This is a genomic window from Caldimonas thermodepolymerans (genome assembly GCF_015476235.1).
GTDB lineage: Bacteria > Pseudomonadota > Gammaproteobacteria > Burkholderiales > Burkholderiaceae_C > Caldimonas > Caldimonas thermodepolymerans.
The window spans coordinates 78,642-93,885 of the sequence record NZ_CP064338.1 but is presented as its reverse complement, the minus strand read 5'-3'; the positions used below and the strand labels follow the sequence as shown (position 1 = coordinate 93,885).

The 15,244-nt window shown below is 69.4% G+C and carries 18 protein-coding genes; 7 read left to right on the top strand and 11 right to left on the bottom strand.

Going from position 1 to position 15,244, the window contains the following annotated elements; genetic code table 11:
• Window position 1: 1 nt before the first annotated feature.
• Complete coding sequence (locus IS481_RS00460; RefSeq protein ID WP_104357475.1) at window positions 2–580, bottom strand: glutathione S-transferase family protein; 579 nt, start codon at window positions 578–580, stop codon at window positions 2–4.
• Window positions 581–741: 161 nt separating this feature from the next.
• Here IS481_RS00460 and IS481_RS00455 point away from each other — a divergent pair, with 161 nt between their 5' ends.
• Window positions 742–1,059: a very short patch repair endonuclease gene (locus tag IS481_RS00455; RefSeq protein ID WP_104357324.1), complete on the top strand. Its 318-nt coding sequence runs from the start codon at window positions 742–744 to the stop codon at window positions 1,057–1,059.
• Window positions 1,060–1,214: 155 nt separating this feature from the next.
• Here the strand turns inward: IS481_RS00455 and IS481_RS00450 are convergent, their stop codons facing one another.
• The 4 genes from IS481_RS00450 to trfA form a co-directional block, all read right to left on the bottom strand.
• The gene (locus IS481_RS00450; protein WP_146079528.1) at window positions 1,215–1,556 is read right to left on the bottom strand and encodes a hypothetical protein; all 342 of its coding nucleotides are present in this window, start codon (window positions 1,554–1,556) and stop codon (window positions 1,215–1,217) included.
• A 432-nt stretch (window positions 1,557–1,988) separates the two neighbouring features.
• The gene (locus IS481_RS00445; protein ID WP_170067454.1) at window positions 1,989–2,156 is read right to left on the bottom strand and encodes a hypothetical protein; all 168 of its coding nucleotides are present in this window, start codon (window positions 2,154–2,156) and stop codon (window positions 1,989–1,991) included.
• A 287-nt stretch (window positions 2,157–2,443) separates the two neighbouring features.
• Window positions 2,444–3,019 carry a DUF4136 domain-containing protein gene (locus IS481_RS00440; protein ID WP_170067453.1) on the bottom strand — a complete coding sequence of 192 codons (576 nt, stop codon included), beginning with the start codon at window positions 3,017–3,019 and terminating at the stop codon, window positions 2,444–2,446.
• A 115-nt stretch (window positions 3,020–3,134) separates the two neighbouring features.
• Entirely contained in the window at window positions 3,135–3,989 is an 855-nt protein-coding gene (trfA, locus tag IS481_RS00435) for a plasmid replication initiator TrfA (protein ID WP_194963321.1), read from the bottom strand.
• A gap of 51 nt (window positions 3,990–4,040) precedes the next feature.
• Between trfA and IS481_RS00430 the strand changes: the two genes are divergently transcribed.
• The gene (locus IS481_RS00430) at window positions 4,041–4,970 is read left to right on the top strand and encodes an ABC transporter ATP-binding protein (protein ID WP_104357322.1); all 930 of its coding nucleotides are present in this window, start codon (window positions 4,041–4,043) and stop codon (window positions 4,968–4,970) included.
• A 2-nt stretch (window positions 4,971–4,972) separates the two neighbouring features.
• Window positions 4,973–5,734 (top strand): ABC transporter permease, encoded by a 762-nt coding sequence (locus tag IS481_RS00425; protein ID WP_104357474.1) that lies wholly within the window; start codon window positions 4,973–4,975, stop codon window positions 5,732–5,734.
• A gap of 67 nt (window positions 5,735–5,801) precedes the next feature.
• Here IS481_RS00425 and IS481_RS00420 read toward each other — a convergent pair whose 3' ends face one another.
• A complete protein-coding gene (locus IS481_RS00420; RefSeq protein ID WP_104357321.1) occupies window positions 5,802–6,506 on the bottom strand; it encodes a glutathione S-transferase family protein in 705 nt (234 codons plus the stop codon).
• A 104-nt stretch (window positions 6,507–6,610) separates the two neighbouring features.
• Between IS481_RS00420 and IS481_RS00415 the strand changes: the two genes are divergently transcribed.
• On the top strand, window positions 6,611–7,618 hold the full coding sequence (locus IS481_RS00415) for a helix-turn-helix transcriptional regulator (protein WP_104357320.1): 1,008 nt from the start codon (window positions 6,611–6,613) through the stop codon (window positions 7,616–7,618).
• Here the strand turns inward: IS481_RS00415 and IS481_RS00410 are convergent.
• Window positions 7,567–7,926, bottom strand: coding sequence for a hypothetical protein (locus IS481_RS00410; protein ID WP_104357319.1), 360 nt, complete (start codon window positions 7,924–7,926; stop codon window positions 7,567–7,569). The genes IS481_RS00415 and IS481_RS00410 overlap by 52 nt on opposite strands.
• A 452-nt stretch (window positions 7,927–8,378) precedes the next feature.
• Between IS481_RS00410 and IS481_RS00405 the strand changes: the two genes are divergently transcribed.
• Together IS481_RS00405 and IS481_RS00400 are read left to right on the top strand one after the other, a co-directional pair.
• The gene (locus IS481_RS00405) at window positions 8,379–8,885 is read left to right on the top strand and encodes a CBS domain-containing protein (RefSeq protein ID WP_104357318.1); all 507 of its coding nucleotides are present in this window, start codon (window positions 8,379–8,381) and stop codon (window positions 8,883–8,885) included.
• A 4-nt stretch (window positions 8,886–8,889) separates the two neighbouring features.
• Entirely contained in the window at window positions 8,890–9,360 is a 471-nt protein-coding gene (locus IS481_RS00400; RefSeq protein WP_104357317.1) for a hypothetical protein, read from the top strand.
• 97 nt (window positions 9,361–9,457) lie between these two features.
• On the opposite strand, the gene IS481_RS00395 is transcribed toward IS481_RS00400, so the two are convergent.
• The 4 genes from IS481_RS00395 to IS481_RS18545 form a co-directional block, all read right to left on the bottom strand.
• Entirely contained in the window at window positions 9,458–11,596 is a 2,139-nt protein-coding gene (locus IS481_RS00395) for a DNRLRE domain-containing protein (protein ID WP_104357316.1), read from the bottom strand.
• A gap of 220 nt (window positions 11,597–11,816) precedes the next feature.
• Window positions 11,817–12,464, bottom strand: a complete 648-nt coding sequence (leuE, locus tag IS481_RS00390) for a leucine efflux protein LeuE (protein WP_104357473.1) — start codon at window positions 12,462–12,464, stop codon at window positions 11,817–11,819.
• Window positions 12,465–12,530: 66 nt separating this feature from the next.
• Window positions 12,531–13,046 carry a fructosamine kinase family protein gene (locus tag IS481_RS00385; protein ID WP_336470057.1) on the bottom strand — a complete coding sequence of 172 codons (516 nt, stop codon included), beginning with the start codon at window positions 13,044–13,046 and terminating at the stop codon, window positions 12,531–12,533.
• Complete coding sequence (locus IS481_RS18545; protein WP_336470056.1) at window positions 12,950–13,447, bottom strand: fructosamine kinase family protein; 498 nt, start codon at window positions 13,445–13,447, stop codon at window positions 12,950–12,952. The genes IS481_RS00385 and IS481_RS18545 overlap by 97 nt, the downstream gene beginning before the upstream one ends.
• A 129-nt stretch (window positions 13,448–13,576) precedes the next feature.
• On the opposite strand from IS481_RS18545, the gene IS481_RS00380 reads away from it, so the two are divergent.
• Entirely contained in the window at window positions 13,577–15,214 is a 1,638-nt protein-coding gene (locus tag IS481_RS00380; RefSeq protein ID WP_232529391.1) for a helicase-related protein, read from the top strand.
• The last annotated feature ends 30 nt before the right edge of the window (window positions 15,215–15,244 follow it).

Genomic DNA, 15,244 nt, shown 5'->3' with positions numbered 1-15,244 from the left:
ATCACTCGCGGCGCATCGAGCAGCGCGGGCGCTGCAGCAGCCGGTCGACATAGGCCGCGATGCGCGGGCGGTCGGGCGGGCCGCCGAACCAGCGCTTCCAGATGAACATCGAGCCGATCATCACGTCGGCCGCGGTGAACCAGTCGCCGAACAGGTACGGCCCGTCGCCGAGCTCGCGCTCGACCACGTCCTGCGCCGCGTCGAACGGGGTCCAGCCGCGCGCCGGATGATGGGGCAGCTTGAGCAGCGCCTCGCCCATCGACGGCTCCAGCTGCGCGGTCGAATAGACCATCAGCGACAGGAAGCGCCCGCGTCCGGGTGCGCCGGGCGGCGGCGCCAGCCGGGCCTCGGGATGCTTCTCGGCCACGTAGAGGCAGATCGCCGGGTTCTCGTAGACGCGGACGTCGCCGTCGACCAGGGCCGGCAGCTTGCCGGCCGGGTTGATCGCCAGGAACTCGGACCGCTTGTGTTCGCCCTGCTGCAGGTCGACGTGGACCAGTTCGTACTCGGCCCCGGCTTCGTCGAGCATCCAGCGCGCGATCTGGCCCCGGCTCTGCGGGTGGAAGTAGAGCTTGAGCATCGGCATCCTCCCCTGGGAGTCGCTTCGGTGGCAAAGTTGCATCCTGCCCCAGGCGTGCCGTGCGAAGGCCGGCGCGTGGCCGTGGGCGACGTGGTAACGCGCTATAACGAGATCGTGGAAGAAGTCGAAACCGATCCAAGCCTGAAAATCGAATTTCGCCAATGAGCGAGACGCCGGAGCAGCGCAACCGCACTATGCGGGCTGTGCGTTCCCGCGACACCGCCCCGGAAATGATCGTGCGGCGCTTTCTCCACGCCGCTGGCCTGCGCTTCCGGCTCCATGATCGGCACCTTCCTGGCGTTCCTGATCTGGTGTTTCCAAGCCGCCGCATAGCGCTGTTCGTGCATGGGTGTTTCTGGCATCAGCACCCAGGCTGCAAGGCGGCCGACCGGCCGAAGTCGTGGCCAGACTACTGGAATCGGAAGCTGGATGGAAACATGGTGCGTGACGCCCGCCACTGGCTCTATGCCGTTTTGTGAGGCCTAACGTTCGAGCTAAGCGGGCGACGACGGCAGGATGCCGGGCCCGGGCTGGCGAAAATGTACCGCGTACCGCCAGACCGAGCCTGGTGGCCTGCCGTTGGCGCTCCGCTTGAGCGAGTGGTTAGGCGTCACTGCGGGGACAAATTGAATGCTTAGATATACCAAAATTTCCAAAGGATTCCCAGTATTGCAATTGCTGAAATCGGACTCGTGACAACTAAGAACGCCCGCAACCCCATTGGAAGCATCCATGCAATCATTGCACCCAACGCGATCTCAGCAAGACTAACAGCCGCCCATACGATGCCGTGATTGACAAGCGATGTAATCAAGGCAATAATGGAGAGAGCCATTCCAAGTAGAACGAATTGCGGCCCAGTCTTGTGAACCCACAGAGGAACAGCACCCACATCTTTGCGTCCCTCGATGATTAATATATTGGCGGCGGCTGCAACAATTCCAATAAATGTATAAATGACAAAATAGAACCCCATGCTTGTCCTTCTATTCGATGAGCTGCTAAGAGCGTTAAGTCGTAACGATAGTGAATGCTGGTGTTATCAGAGAATGCGTTTGTTTGGCGGCCTAGATGTATCAAGAATCATCGTGGCTTTCGGTTCGGCAATGGATTGGGAAGCAGATGCGACGATCTCGGGTAAGCGGAGCACGTGGCGTTCGGTCTGAGTGCGGAAGAAGTGGGTCCTGTGACGCCTAACAGGCCGTTGAAAAAGTCGATGCGGGTTCAAAAAATGGTGATTTCGGGGGTGCCTCACCCCTTACCCACTCTTGAAAAATCGCTTGTAGGTCGTTCTGAAAGGTCGGCCTTTGGCAGTGCATCGTTCCTCGGGACTTTTTCAACGGCCTGCTAACACCTGAGTTAAGCCGCGCCGCGAAGCGGCGTCGGCTTGGGCGAATTGTTAGACCAACTATTTCGTCTTCTTGGGTTTCCCCGGGTTCTTGTGCGGCACGGCCTTGTGGACCTCCCGGATCTTTTTGTCTAGTTCCTCAAAGGCTGTGCGAGCGCCGTCCTTCTTGCCCTGAGTGTAGACCGCCTCAAGAACCTGCGAGAGACGAACGCCGTGATAAAGCGTCATGTCCTCCGTAATCTCATGGAGGGCGCGGGACACTCGCGGACTCGCGTAAACGGCAACATGCCCCGACTGCACGGGGATCAAGTTCTTCTGGTATCTCGGCGCGCCCTTGGCTTTCGCTGGAGCCGCCGTCGTTCCCGACGTAGACGCAGACTTCGTAGGCTTCTTGGATCGAGTTGCCATGACACCTCCCATGTTGGTCTAACGACAAGCTTGAGCGGCGAGCGAAGGCGGCGCGAAGCGCCGACGTAGCGAGTCCGTCTCGAAGCGATTGTTAGGTGGCATTTCTGTCATTGCTCTATCGGTATCGGGGTAGTTTCTGTTCTTGTTGCACCGCTTTTCCCTGGAAACGACTTGAATAACGCTTGTATCATCGCCGGCATCACCCGCGATAGCTGCGATGAAGAGCCGGTACTCTTCACGTTGCCCTCATACAGAACGTTGAGCTTTTCTGTTCCAACGCTTTTAGCGTCAACGATGTACAGCCATAACCCACGGGCATACTCTGTTCTCGATACAGTAGAAGAACCAACTACTCCGTAGGTGGGCGTATAGGTTGTAGTACCAGAATATGAGCCGTAGTTGCCGTATGTGTTCAACGTGCCATACGTAGTTGATGATGAAACGCCTGTCTGACCAAAAATTGGGATGGACTCCAACTTTTGCTTCCCACTGTCGATCCCATAGTCGAAAGCGATTACAACATCGGGTTTTTCTTTTTCTGTAACTTCTCTGTACTGATGCTTATTGAGCTCTTGGCGAATGAGCGCCGCATACGTCTTGTACTCGAGACTGTTTTCCTGACCTTTTAGCGGAACAAAAATATATGTCGTCGGAGTTGGACTATCTCCGAGTTGATGAAACACAGCCACGTCCGACCTAATGAATCCAGCGCATCCCGATAAGAGCACAGCGGACAGCACGCACGCCAAGATTCTCATTGTTGTCATATCAGCGCTCCTTTTTCTTGCACCTAACGTGTTATAGGGAGCAAAACTGCTGCATAACACCGACGGCTGTCTCCCTAACACCGGCGGCTCGATCGGGCGTAAAGCCGCGCCCAGCCTGCGTTTCCAGGCATTGACTGGATGTTTGTACAGTACTAAATTTCATGCAAATTGGCGCAACGTTCGTACCACGCACTTTGCCTGTGCGCGCGGGCGTGGGCAATCCCCCCCGAAGGGGGCTACCGCAGAGCCGGTGCAGCGTCTCGATCTTGATCGGGAACGGCTTGGCGTGGCTGGCGTAGAAGCCATGCAGCCACTGCGCGAGCTGGTGGCCGTCCAGCGCATGGCGCACGGCCCATTCCACCTGCGTGAACTGGTCGGCGGCGAACAGCGGGCGCAGCTTCTCGTCCAGCTCGATGACCCACTCCTGCGTTTCCTCGTCCTTCGCCGCGAAGCGAATCAGGCCGCCGATGTAGGTGTAGCGGCCCTGCTTGACGGTCACGGCATTGGCTACAAGCCGCTCGATGCGCGTTTGCAGGGTCGCCCGGTTCTTGCCGGTGTCGGTCTTGCCCATGAGCTTCAGTAGGGCGTAGGACGTGACGCGGCACCGACTGCCCAGCTCCTGAAGGCGCACGGCGTGCAGCACGCTTTCCCACACATCGAGGTCGCCTTGGTCGAGGCGTTCGCCCTTGTAGCGGATCGTCACGCCATCGACGGCGGCGAGATCCTCGCCGTTGATGTACCGCCGCCGCCCCTTGGCGATCGCGCCGAACAGGGCCGACCGTAGGAAGCCGTTCGGCACCGCCCGGACAGTCTCCGGGCCAAGCCCGGCATTGCACCAGGTTGCAACAGCCGGTCGCTTTCCAGGTTTTGCGCAGCGGGACTGCACGACGGCGGCAACTGGGTCATCATCGGCGGCTTCCCCCGACGCGTGCCGACCATGTCCGCCATCATCTCCGTCTCCGGGCTGTGCAAGACCTATGCGTCGGGCCTGGCCGCACTGAAGCACATCGACCTCGAGATCCGCCGCGGCGAGATCTTCGCGCTGCTGGGCCCCAACGGCGCCGGCAAGACCACGCTGATCGGCACCATCTGCGGCATCGTGCGCCCCACCTCGGGCAGCGTGCGGGTGGGCGGGCACGACATCGTCAGCGACTTCCGCGCCGCGCGCGCGCTGATCGGGCTGGTGCCGCAGGAACTGACCACCGACGCCTTCGAGACGGTCTGGAACACGGTCTCGTTCAGCCGGGGCCTGTTCGGCAAGCCGCCCGACCCGGCCCACATCGAGCGGGTGCTGAAGGACCTGTCGCTGTGGGAGAAGAAGGACAGCCGGCTGATGACGCTGTCCGGCGGCATGAAGCGCCGCGTGCTGATCGCCAAGGCGCTGTCGCACGAGCCGCAGGTGCTGTTCCTCGACGAGCCCACCGCGGGCGTGGACGTGAGCCTGCGCCGCGACATGTGGGCGCTGGTGCGCCGGCTGCGCGAGACCGGCGTGACCGTCATCCTGACCACGCACTACATCGAGGAAGCCGAGCAGATGGCCGACCGCGTGGGCGTGATCAACCGCGGCGAGCTGATCCTGGTCGAGGACAAGGCCGAGCTGATGCGCAAGCTGGGCAAGAAGCAGCTGACGCTGCAGCTGGCCGAGCCGCTCGCGGCCCTGCCGCCGGGCCTCGAGGACTGGCCGCTCGCGCTCGGCAAGGGCGGCACCGAGCTGACCTACACCTACGACGCGAGGACGTCCGGCACCGGCGTGGTCGCGGTGCTGCAGCGGCTGGCCGCCGCCGGCATCGTGCCCACCGACCTGCACACCACCGAAAGCTCGCTGGAGGACATCTTCGTGAGCCTGGTCAAGGAGCCCCACGCATGAGCATGAACTGGCATGCCGTCCGCGCGATCTACCAGTTCGAGATGGCGCGCACGCGGCGCACGCTGCTGCAGAGCATCGTCTCGCCGGTGCTGTCGACCTCGCTGTACTTCGTGGTCTTCGGCGCGGCGATCGGCTCGCGCATCCCCGAGATCGATGGCGTGAACTACGGCGCCTTCATCGTCCCGGGCCTGATCATGCTGTCGCTGCTGACCCAGAGCATCTCCAACGCCTCGTTCGGCATCTACTTCCCGAAGTTCACCGGCACGATCTACGAGCTGCTGTCGGCACCGGTGTCGCACCTGGAGATCCTGCTCGGCTACGTGGGCGCGGCGGCCAGCAAGTCCATCCTGCTCGGCCTCGTCATCCTCGCGACGGCCGCGCTGTTCGTGCCGCTGCGCATCGAGCACCCGGTGTGGATGCTGTTCTACCTGGTGCTCACCGCGGTGACCTTCAGCCTGCTCGGCTTCGTGATCGGCATCTGGGCCGACGGCTTCGAGAAGCTGCAGCTGATCCCGCTGCTGGTGGTCACGCCGCTGACCTTCCTCGGCGGCAGCTTCTACTCGATCCACATGCTGCCGCCGGTCTGGCAGACCCTCTCGCTGTTCAACCCGGTGGTCTACCTGGTCAGCGGCTTCCGCTGGAGCTTCTACGGCGCCGGCGACGTGAGCATCGGCCTGAGCCTGGCGATGACGCTGGCCTTTGCCGTGGCCTTCGTCGCGATCGCGGCGTGGATTCTGCGCACGGGGTACAAGCTGAAGGCCTGAGCGACCGCCACGCACGCGGCGTGCCGCCAGGGCGCCGCGGGAGGCGCCCCGACGCGGCACCCCGGGTTCAACGCCACGCGGACATGGCCTCTTCCGCGCTCACGTGGCCCCGGAATGCGCCGGTCGAGGTGGCCGGGGCCTGGCGTTCGACCGCATCGGCAAAGGCCACCGCCGGGTCGGCGCGCAGCTTGCGCAGGTGGGCCGCGACGTTCGGGTACTCGGCCCGGGTGTCGAACACGCGCAGGTAGTCCGCCCAGCGCGCCACGCCCGACAGGTAGGCGTCGGCCACGCTGCGGCGGTCGTCGACCAGCCAGGCGCGACCGGCCAGCAGGCCGTCGAGCACCCTGAACACCCTGTGCACGTCCTGCGTGCCGAGTTCGCGCAGCAAGCCCTTGGCGCCGTCGTCCAGGTCGTCGCGGTCGTAGGCCGTCCACAGCGGGCCGAACGCTCCGAAGAAGTCGGTGCTGAGGAAGGCCAGCCTCTCGTTGAGCCGGTCGTGCTCCGGCGTGCCCTGTGCACGGCCCAGGCCCTGCGGGCCGAGGTCCTGCGCCGCCAGGTGCTGCAGGATGGCCAGGCTCTCGGTCAGCATGCGGCCGTCGCCGGTCAGCAGCACCGGCGTCTGCATCTTGGGGTTGAGCCGTTCATAGCCGGCCGGCCAGGCCTCGAGCATCTCGACGCGGCACAGCCGGTAGGGCCGCCCCAGCCATTCGAGCGCGACGATCGAACCAAAGGAGCATCCCTGCGGGACGCCATAGAACAGGACGGGTTCCATCTCGGTCGTTCCTCCACGTTGCAAGCACGGCAACAGCGCCGCGGGAGGAACGTTAGGGCGGAAAGCGGCTAGATTCCGCCCTATATCGAACGCATGCCCAGGCCATGGCCCGCCCGACCACGCGCGTGCTCGCGCTGCTCGAACTGCTGCAGACCCATCGCCGCATGACCGGTGCGGAACTGGCCGCGCGGCTGGAGGTCGACGGCCGCACGCTGCGCCGCTACATCGCGGCGCTGGAGGACCTGGGCATCCCCATCCTGGCCGAGCGCGGCCGCTACGGCGGCTACATGCTGATGCCCGGCTACAAGGTGCCGCCGCTGATGTTCACCCAGGAGGAAACGCTGGCGGTGGGCCTCGGCCTGGTGGCGGCGCGCCGGCTCGGCCTGGGCGACCGCGCCGCGGCGATCGAAAGCGCCCAGGCCAAGCTGGAGCGCGTGATGCCCGCGCCGCTGCAGAAGCGCCTGCGCGCGCTGGGCGAGACGGTGGCACTGGACCTGCCCGCGCCTTCCGCACCGGTGGACGACGCAACGCTCGCGACGCTGGCCGAGGCGATCCGCTCGGCGCGACGCGTGCGGCTGGACTACCAGCCGGAGGCGGGCGCTGCGACCACGCGCGACGTCGATCCCTACGGGCTGGTGTACCGGCGCGGGCGCTGGTACGTGAGCGGGCATTGCCACCTGCGGCGCGACCTGCGTTCGTTCCGCCTCGACCGCATCCGGCAGGTGCAGCTGGTCGACGCCTACTTCGGGCGTCCCGCGCATTTCGACGCGGCCGCGCACCTGGCGCGCAGCATCACCGAGCTGCCGCGCGCCATCCCGGTGTCGGTGCTGCTGCACACCGACCTCGCCGACGCGATGTCCGACCTGGGCGAGTCGCTCGGCACGCTGGCACCGGTCGAGGGCGGCGTGCTGCTGCAGGCACGCACCGACAGCCTGGCCTGGTTCGCGCGGCAGCTGGCGCGGCTGGGCTGCCGCTTCACCGTGCTCGCGCCGCGCGGGCTGCGCCAGGCGGTGCGCCGGCATGCGCGCCGGTTGCTGGCCGCAACGGAGGCCCGCCGCGTTCAGGGCCGCCCGCGCGGCGGCACGCGGGTCTCCAGCGGGGACGGGGTGTAGGCGGCGCCGTGGTCGGCCTCCAGCGTGCGGCACCACGCGGCGATGTCGGCCGGCACGGGCTTGCGGCCATGCGCCACCCGGTCGAGCAGCGCGTGCATCAGCGCCGCACAGGTCACGTCGCTCCGGTCGCCGTGGGTGTCGTGGCGCGTGCAGGCCTGCACCAGGCGATCGGCGCTGCCGCCGCGCCATGGTCTGCCGGAAGCGGGCGTCCAGCTCGACGAAGGCGGTCGGGGCCCGATGCGCTTGACCGTCAGCACCGCCACCGGGAGGCGGCCGACCAGGTCGGTGTCCCCGGCCAGGCGGCGCACCGCGCGGATCGGCGCGCAGGCGCGGCACGCCGGCCTTGAGCGCCGCGTCGTCGTCCGGGCCGCGGTCGCGCACGCCGATGTGGCCGAACGGGCTGACCCCGCCGGTGCGGTGGTGCACGGTGTCCTGGAACTGGCAGGTGGCCCAGGCCAGGTGCGCGGGGATGCCGCTTTCCGGGATGCGGATCACTTCCATGAGGGTGCATACCTGGCGCTGCTGCCCGGGCGTGCGCCGCACTGCCGGCGTGTCCAGCCCCAGGCAGGCATTGATGCGCGCGTTCAGCTCGCTCCGCGCGCGGCAGCGTCAAAGGTGCCGACCGCGGCCCCCGTCCGCCGTCGGCCCGGCCGGGCCGGGACGGCGTGCCGTCGCGTCCCGGCGGTCGCTGCTGCAGCGCCTGCCGGTACGCCGATTGCCCGTCCCACGGGACAGGAACACGCTGCGAGCAGGAGCCCCGATGACCCTCCGGGTGATGGACGTGATGACGCGCGGTGCCCAGGCGACGGCCCCGGCCGACAGCCTGCGCCGCGCGGCCCAGGCGATGGACGACCTCAACGTGGGCGCACTGCCGGTGTGCCGGCGCAGCCGTGTGGTCGGCATCGTCACCGACCGCGACATCGTCGTGCGCGCCGTCGCGCAGGCCCGGCCGGCCGACGTCACCACGGTGCAGGACGTGATGACGACGGACGTGCGCTGCTGCTACGAGGACCAGTCGCTCGACGACGCGATCGAGGCCATGCGGCGCCACCAGGTACGACGCCTGCCGGTGCTCGACCGACAGCACCTGCTGGTCGGCATCGTCTCGCTGGGCGACATCGCCACCAAGGGCGGTCATGCGGCCGCCGCGGTCCTGCTCGCCGACGTCTCGCAGCCGTGCGAACCCGATCTGGACCACGCCGCCATCCGCCCGGCGCACGCCCCGCGGCAACCCGGCGACCCCCTTGCCACCCCGACCAGGAGATGACCTCATGCCCGAACTTGACCCGCGCCCCAACGGCCCCGCCGCCTCCCCGCTCACCGGCCAGCCGGCCGCCGAACCGCTCGACGGCACGCACCAGGGCGACCCGTTGCATGCGCGGGCCGAGGCCCTGATGCAGCGTGGCAGCGCCCTGGCCGCCACGGCCCAGGAGCAGCTGCACCACTGGCAGGCGCGGGACGCGCAGCGTGACAGCCTGCCCGGCGAACACTGGATCGCCCTCGGCGCCGGGCTGTGGCTGCTGACGCGTCGCCGGCCCTCGATGCTCGGCCAGCTGCTGTGCGTGGCCGCCGGTGCGGCGCTCGTGTACCGCTCGATGACCGGGCGCGACAGCCCGCTCCAGGCACGGCGCGAGCGCCAGCAGGCAGGCCCCGCGACTTCGTGGCCGTCGCAGCAGGACGCCGCGGGCAGGGTGGACGACCTGCTGTCGCCCGGCGAACCGTCGGGCCGCCCGCCGCTCTGACCGCGCGAAGGCCCGGCGACGCACCGACGGGCCGCCGGTGTGACCCGCCGCCGGCGGGCCGGGCTCACGGCGCGCCGGCCGGCAGCAGGTCCGCAGGCTACAGCCCGACCGCGCCCACGCCCGCGTGCGTGAGCGTCTCCCACGACATCTGCAGGTCGGTCGTGGAGCCTCCCGCGCGCACCTTGGGCAGCAGCGCCGCGGTGGCCGGCATGGCGCGGCCACGGCGGTTGACGTAGTGGTTGTAGAGGATTTCCCAGGTCGGCAGGATCTGCACCTCGATCGTGTTGTTCGGCACCGGCTGCTTGTCCTTGTTCACGAATTCGCTGCGGCGCGCGCACAGCCAGGGATCGACACCGACCGTGGCCTTGCCGTTGCTGGCCGGCGCATGGGCTGCGAGGTACTTCGCCATGAACTCCGCCCCGGCGATGAGGCGCGCCTCTTCCTCGGCGTAGAGGTCCACGCCCTGCAGCAGCGCCGTCTCCGCCGCCTGCGACAGCGAGGCGATGGACATCGTCGCATGGCCGAAATCGCGGCACACCTCCTGCGAGATGCCGTTCGTGCGCGAGGAGAACTCGGTCTGCCCCCACCAGGCCTTCGCGAGCGAGCCCGACTTCCAGCGGCCGTCGGCGCCGCGCTGGTTCGGCGCGGGCACGGGTTCGGCGCCGTCGCTGGCCAGGTAGATGGTCTCGCGCACGCGCTGGCGCCACATGCCGAGCGCCTTCTCGAACAGCGCGCGGTCATCGGTGTAGACGGCGATGTTCATCACGCCGTTGGTCATCGAGTTGTTCCAGTTGCTGCCGCCGCTGGTCCAGCCGTCGACGATGCGCGGCAGCATGACGCGTCGCAGCATCTCGCCGAACCGCACGGCGCGCTCCTGCGGCCAGCCCGAGTTGCTGTGGCGCAGGATCTCGGCCGAGCGCGGGAACAGCTCGGCCAGCCACGCCGCCTGCAGCGGCCCGTTGTGCGTGTCGTAGTCCCCGTAGACGAAGGCGATGGACTGCAGCGTGTCCGCGTAGGCGTCGAGGATCCGGATCGCGCCGTCCGCGTAGCGCTGGTCGCGCGTGTGGTACCACAGCAGCGCGAGGGTGTAGGCGGCCAGCGCGTCCTGCCGGGCGTCGTAGCAGCCCTCGTCGACCTTGCTGCCGCCGTTGCCGCACCGCATGTGCGCCACCGGGCGCGGCACCCAGTTCGGGTTGCCGTGGCCCTTGCGCTGCGCGCGGCTGAACTCGATGCTCCAGGGTTGCGCGCCGGCGGCGATGCGCGCGCGCACGAAATCGAGCTGGGCCGCCGAGACGTGCAGCCCGGGGTGCACGAAGGCCGGCTCGTACTTCACGCTCAGGCGCGGCCGCTGGGCGGGGTCGGCCGCCTCGGAGGAGGCCAGCACCATCCCGTCCATGTTCGTGATCGCGTCCAGCACGAAGCCGTGGTTGGTCTGCGGCGCGTTCACCCAGCCCTGCACCACGGCCACGCCGGCGGCGTTGAGCGACACCGCGTACCGGCCGGTGGCGGTGGGCAGCAGCTGGCCGAGCACCGTGCTGCCGCGGTCGCCCGCGCCGCGGGCCCCGGGGGCCTCCCAGGGCGTGGACGCGGCGGCCTGGTTCCACGTGGCCTGCGACTCGTTCCAGGCGCGGCGCGCGGCGTAGAGGACGAAAGGCTCGCCCGAGGTCCGGTTGGTCACCGTGAAGCTCAGCTCGGCCGCCTGCACCTTGGCCCCCCGCGGGATCGCGCTCAGGTCGAAGCGCAGCAGGGTGGTGGCGCGCTGGCCGCTGCCCGCCGGGGCGTCGCGGTCGGTGGTCAGCGCGGTGTCGGCACCGGCGTTGGCAGACGGCACGGCCTGCTGCAGCCAGGTGTCGGCCACGCCCGCATAGCTTGCCGATGGCGACACGCCGCGCTGGAAGGACATCTCGGCCGACACGGCCGCCGCCGCAGGCTGTCCGTGGCCGGTGCCCGACGCCTGCGACGCCGTGGGGGCGGAAGGCGCGTCCTGCGCCACCGCCTCCGACGGCGCGGGGCCGTCATCGTCCAGGGCGTCCCGGACCACCACGTCGGGCGGCGCGGTGGTGCCGCCCGCCACGTCCGGGATGGCCTCCGTGGCGGCCTGGCCGGACGGCCCGCTGCCGCCTGCCGACGGGCCGGTGGCCGTCGTGCCGGATGGATCGCTGCCGCCGCAGGCGGCAAGGCCCAGGGCCACCAGCAGGGCGACCCCGTGACGCCAGGTCAGGGTGTGCTTGATCACCTCGTCCTCCCTCGGTTCTCGTGAAACCGCTGCCACGCCGGGCAACGGGCGCGACGCTATACAGCCCGCGCCAAAAAAGCTGTAACGCGGTGCGCTGGATTGAAACGAGGTGTTGGTCTGTGGCCAGTGGCGAGGCCAAGCGGGCCAGCGTGGCGGCGCAGGGCCTCGCGACGGGGACCGCGCACGGAAGGCGCGCCCGCCTGCCGGCGGGCAGCCGGCGCTAGCCCAGCGTCGCGCTGGCCAGCTTGGCGCCGAAGCCGAGGAACAGGCCGCCCACCGCGCCGGTGCCGGCCGCGGCCAGCCGGCGCCGGCGGCGGAACTGCTGCGCGAGGTAGGCCCCGCCGAAGATCAGCAACGACAGGTAGGCCGCGCTGCACAGCTGCACGATGGCGCCCAGCAGCAGGAAGGACAGTCCCGGGTGCTCGTAGGCCGGGTCGACGAACTGGATGAAGAAGGACACGAAGAACAGGATCGCCTTCGGGTTCATCAGGCTGATCAGCAGCGCCGAGCGCAGCGGCCGGCGCGCGTCGGCGACCTCCATCGCGCGCGCCGGGCCGTCCTGCCCGCGCCAGGTGGCCAGCGCCGAGCGCAGCAGGTTGAAGCCCACCCAGGCCAGGTAGGCCGCCCCGGCGTACTTGATGGCCATGAACAGCGCCGGCATCGCCTTGAGCAGCGAGGCCGCGCCGCCGGCGGACAGCAGCATCAGGATCGCGTCGCCGATGAACACGCCGCAGGCTGCCTGGTAGCCGGCCTTGACGCCCCAGCGCGAGGCCACCGACATCACGTACAGCGAGTTGGGTCCGGGCAGCAGGATGATGAAGATCGTCCCGACGACGAAGGTGCCCAGGTCGGTGATGCCGTAGAACATGGTGGCCAGGCGCAGGAAAGGATCGCAGCGAAACCGCGATTCTTCCACGGGCGCCGGGTGCGCGCCTCAGGGGGCGCCGCGGCCGAGCAGCGCGCGGGCGCAGGCCAGCGCCTGGGCCGCGTAGCCGCCGCCGAACAGCAGCACGTGGTTGAGCAGGTGGTACAGCTGGTACAGCCCGCGCCGGCGCGCGTAGCCCTCGTGCAGGCCGGCGGTGGCGCGGTAGGCATGCCAGAAGCCGGCCGGCGGGCTGCCGAACAGTTCCATCATCGCCAGTTCGGCCTCGGCGTCCGAGCACGACACCGCCGGGTCGTAGATCACCGGGGTGCCGTCGGCCTGCATGGCCCAGTTGCCGGACCACAGGTCGCCGTGGATCAGGCTGGCGCGCGGCAGGTAGCCGTCGTCGAACCATTGCGGCAGCCGGTCGATCACCTGCGCGACCGCCTCGACCAGCGGGGTGGCCCCGCCGCGGCGGGCCAGCTCGGCGTTCAGCGCGCCAAGGCGTGCCTCGGCGAGGAAGTCGATCCAGCCGGCGCGGCCGCCCTGGCGGCTCCAGCGGTTGCGCTGCGGCGTGCCGCCCAGCAGGTTGTCGCGCCGCCAGCCGTAGCGGCCTTCGCCGCCGGCGGGATGCCGCGGTGCAGCTCGCCCAGCGCACGCCCGTAGCGCTCGCCGAAGCCGGCGTCGGGCGGACGCAGCTCCAGCCATTGCAGCGCCAGCAGCGCCAGGCCGTGTTCCCCGTCGCGCCAGCAGCCGGCCACCTCGGGCACCGCGATCGCGCGCATCGAGGCCAGCGCCTCCAGGCCGTCGGCCTCGGCTTCGAGCACGTCGGCGGCAGCCAGCGGCACGGACTTCACGAACAGCCGCTGCCCCCGCCCGCGCGCGCCCCAGGTGGCACAGAAGCTGCTTGCATGCAGCGGCTCGGCGGACCAGCGTCCGCCGAAGCGGCCGGCCAGCGACCGTTGCAGCAGGACCGTCTCGTTCGTCATGCGCGGCACCCGGTGATGCGCGAGGACGCCAAGCCTACTCCGATTCATCCCGGCACGGCGCGCCGGCGTGCCCTACAGTAGCCCCTTCCCCACCCGATGCCGAAAGCGGCGCGGCTGTCGCGCCCTCCCATGAAGACACCTGCCCTGCTGCTGCCCCCCGCCTCCCTCCCCGAGCCGTCCCGCGCGCGGCGCGTGCCCGCCGCCCCCGCCTCCGACGCGCGCCCGCCCGCGCGGCCGCGGCTGTCGCGCGAGGCCGAGCGCGCCCGCCTGGAGCACCTGGCGCGCGACCTGGGCTTCCACGGCTATCCGGACAGCTTCGCCGCCGCGCGGCGCCTGGGCCGCCAGGTGACGCTGTACGTGGGCCCGCCCAACAGCGGCAAGACGCACGCGGCCTTTGAGCGGCTCGCGCAGGCCACCGCGGGCGCCTACCTCGCGCCGCTGCGCCTGCTGGCGCTGGAAGGGCGCGACCGGCTGGAAACGCGCGGCGTGCCGTGCTCGCTGCTGACCGGCGAGGAGCACGTGCCGGTGCCCGATGCGCGCGTGGTCTCGAGCACCGTGGAGATGGTCAACACGCGCCAGGCCATCGACGTCGCGGTGATCGACGAGGCGCAGATGCTGTTCGACCCCGACCGCGGCTGGGCCTGGACCCAGGCCATCGTCGGCGTGCCGGCGCGCGAGCTGATCGTCATCTGCTCGGCCTACGCGGTGGAGGCGATCCGGCGCCTGCTCGCGGTGTGCGGCGAGGCGGCCGAGGTGCGCGAGTTCGAGCGCAAGCAGCACGTGCAGCTGCTCAAGGCCCCGGTGCCGCTGGAGGCGCTGCGGGCCGGCGACGCCGTGGTGGCGTTCAGCCGGCGCGAGGTGCTGATGTTGCGCGACCGCATCGCCCAGCAGGGCCACCGCGTCAGCGTGATCTACGGCGCGCTGCCGCCGGAGGTGCGCCGCGGCGAGGCCGAGCGCTTCGCCAGCGGCCAGACCCAGGTGCTGGTGGCCACCGACGCGATCGGCATGGGGCTGAACCTGCCGATCCGACGCGTGCTGTTCAGCAGCGTCACCAAGTTCGACGGCGAGGCCGACCGCGACCTCACCGAAAGCGAGGCGCACCAGATCGCCGGCCGTGCCGGGCGCTACGGCCTCCACGACGAAGGCCATGCCGGGGTGCTGCGGGAGGCCGAGCAGGGCGCGCTGCGCGTGCTGCGCCAGCTGCTGCAGCGCCAGCCCGAGGCGCCGCCCGGCTTCAAGGCCCGGGTGGCGCCGACCGCCTGGCACGTGCAGACCATCGCGGAGCGCCTGGGCCGGCAGCGGCTGCGCCAGGTGCTGGGCGTGTTCATGGAGCAGCTCGAGCTGGACAACGAGCACTTCGAGGTGGCGGCGCTGGAGAACATGCTCGAGCTCGCCGACCTGCTGGACCGCAACGCCGGCGCGCTGGACCTGACCGACCGCTTCGTCTACGCGCAGGCGCCGGTGGACCCGGACGCCACCTACCAGCTGGAGCACTTCCTTGCCTGGGCCGCGAACCACGCGCGCAGCGGGCGCGCCGGCGCGCCCGGTTTCCTCGACGAGGTCGACGGCCACAGCCGGCTGGACCGCATGGAGCAGGCGCTGCGGCTGTGCACGCTGTGGCTGTGGCTGGACCTGCGCTTCGAGGGCGTGTACGGCCACGTCGACGCGGTGACCGCGCTGCGCGACGAGCTCAACCGCGGCATCGAACGCCAGCTCAAGAGCCGCCGGCCGCTGTGGCAGCACCCCAGGCGCAGCCGGCGCGTCTGAGCCCGCCCCGCGGCGCGCCCGTGCGCTTTC

Excerpts from the sequence above, each read along its gene's own strand:
- IS481_RS00420 (WP_104357321.1), bottom strand. The coding sequence starts at position 6,506 with ATGGAACCCGTCCTGTTCTATGGCGTCCCGCAGGGATGCTCCTTTGGT.
- IS481_RS00460 (WP_104357475.1), bottom strand. The coding sequence starts at position 580 with ATGCTCAAGCTCTACTTCCACCCGCAGAGCCGGGGCCAGATCGCGCGC.
- IS481_RS00405 (WP_104357318.1), top strand. The coding sequence starts at position 8,379 with ATGACCCTCCGGGTGATGGACGTGATGACGCGCGGTGCCCAGGCGACG.
- IS481_RS00430 (WP_104357322.1), top strand. The coding sequence starts at position 4,041 with ATGTCCGCCATCATCTCCGTCTCCGGGCTGTGCAAGACCTATGCGTCG.
- leuE (WP_104357473.1), bottom strand. The coding sequence starts at position 12,464 with ATGTTCTACGGCATCACCGACCTGGGCACCTTCGTCGTCGGGACGATC.
- IS481_RS00450 (WP_146079528.1), bottom strand. The coding sequence starts at position 1,556 with ATGGGGTTCTATTTTGTCATTTATACATTTATTGGAATTGTTGCAGCC.
- IS481_RS00400 (WP_104357317.1), top strand. The coding sequence starts at position 8,890 with ATGCCCGAACTTGACCCGCGCCCCAACGGCCCCGCCGCCTCCCCGCTC.
- IS481_RS00425 (WP_104357474.1), top strand. The coding sequence starts at position 4,973 with ATGAACTGGCATGCCGTCCGCGCGATCTACCAGTTCGAGATGGCGCGC.
- IS481_RS00415 (WP_104357320.1), top strand. The coding sequence starts at position 6,611 with ATGGCCCGCCCGACCACGCGCGTGCTCGCGCTGCTCGAACTGCTGCAG.
- IS481_RS00380 (WP_232529391.1), top strand. The coding sequence starts at position 13,577 with ATGAAGACACCTGCCCTGCTGCTGCCCCCCGCCTCCCTCCCCGAGCCG.
- IS481_RS18545 (WP_336470056.1), bottom strand. The coding sequence starts at position 13,447 with ATGACGAACGAGACGGTCCTGCTGCAACGGTCGCTGGCCGGCCGCTTC.
- IS481_RS00445 (WP_170067454.1), bottom strand. The coding sequence starts at position 2,156 with ATGACGCTTTATCACGGCGTTCGTCTCTCGCAGGTTCTTGAGGCGGTC.
- IS481_RS00455 (WP_104357324.1), top strand. The coding sequence starts at position 742 with ATGAGCGAGACGCCGGAGCAGCGCAACCGCACTATGCGGGCTGTGCGT.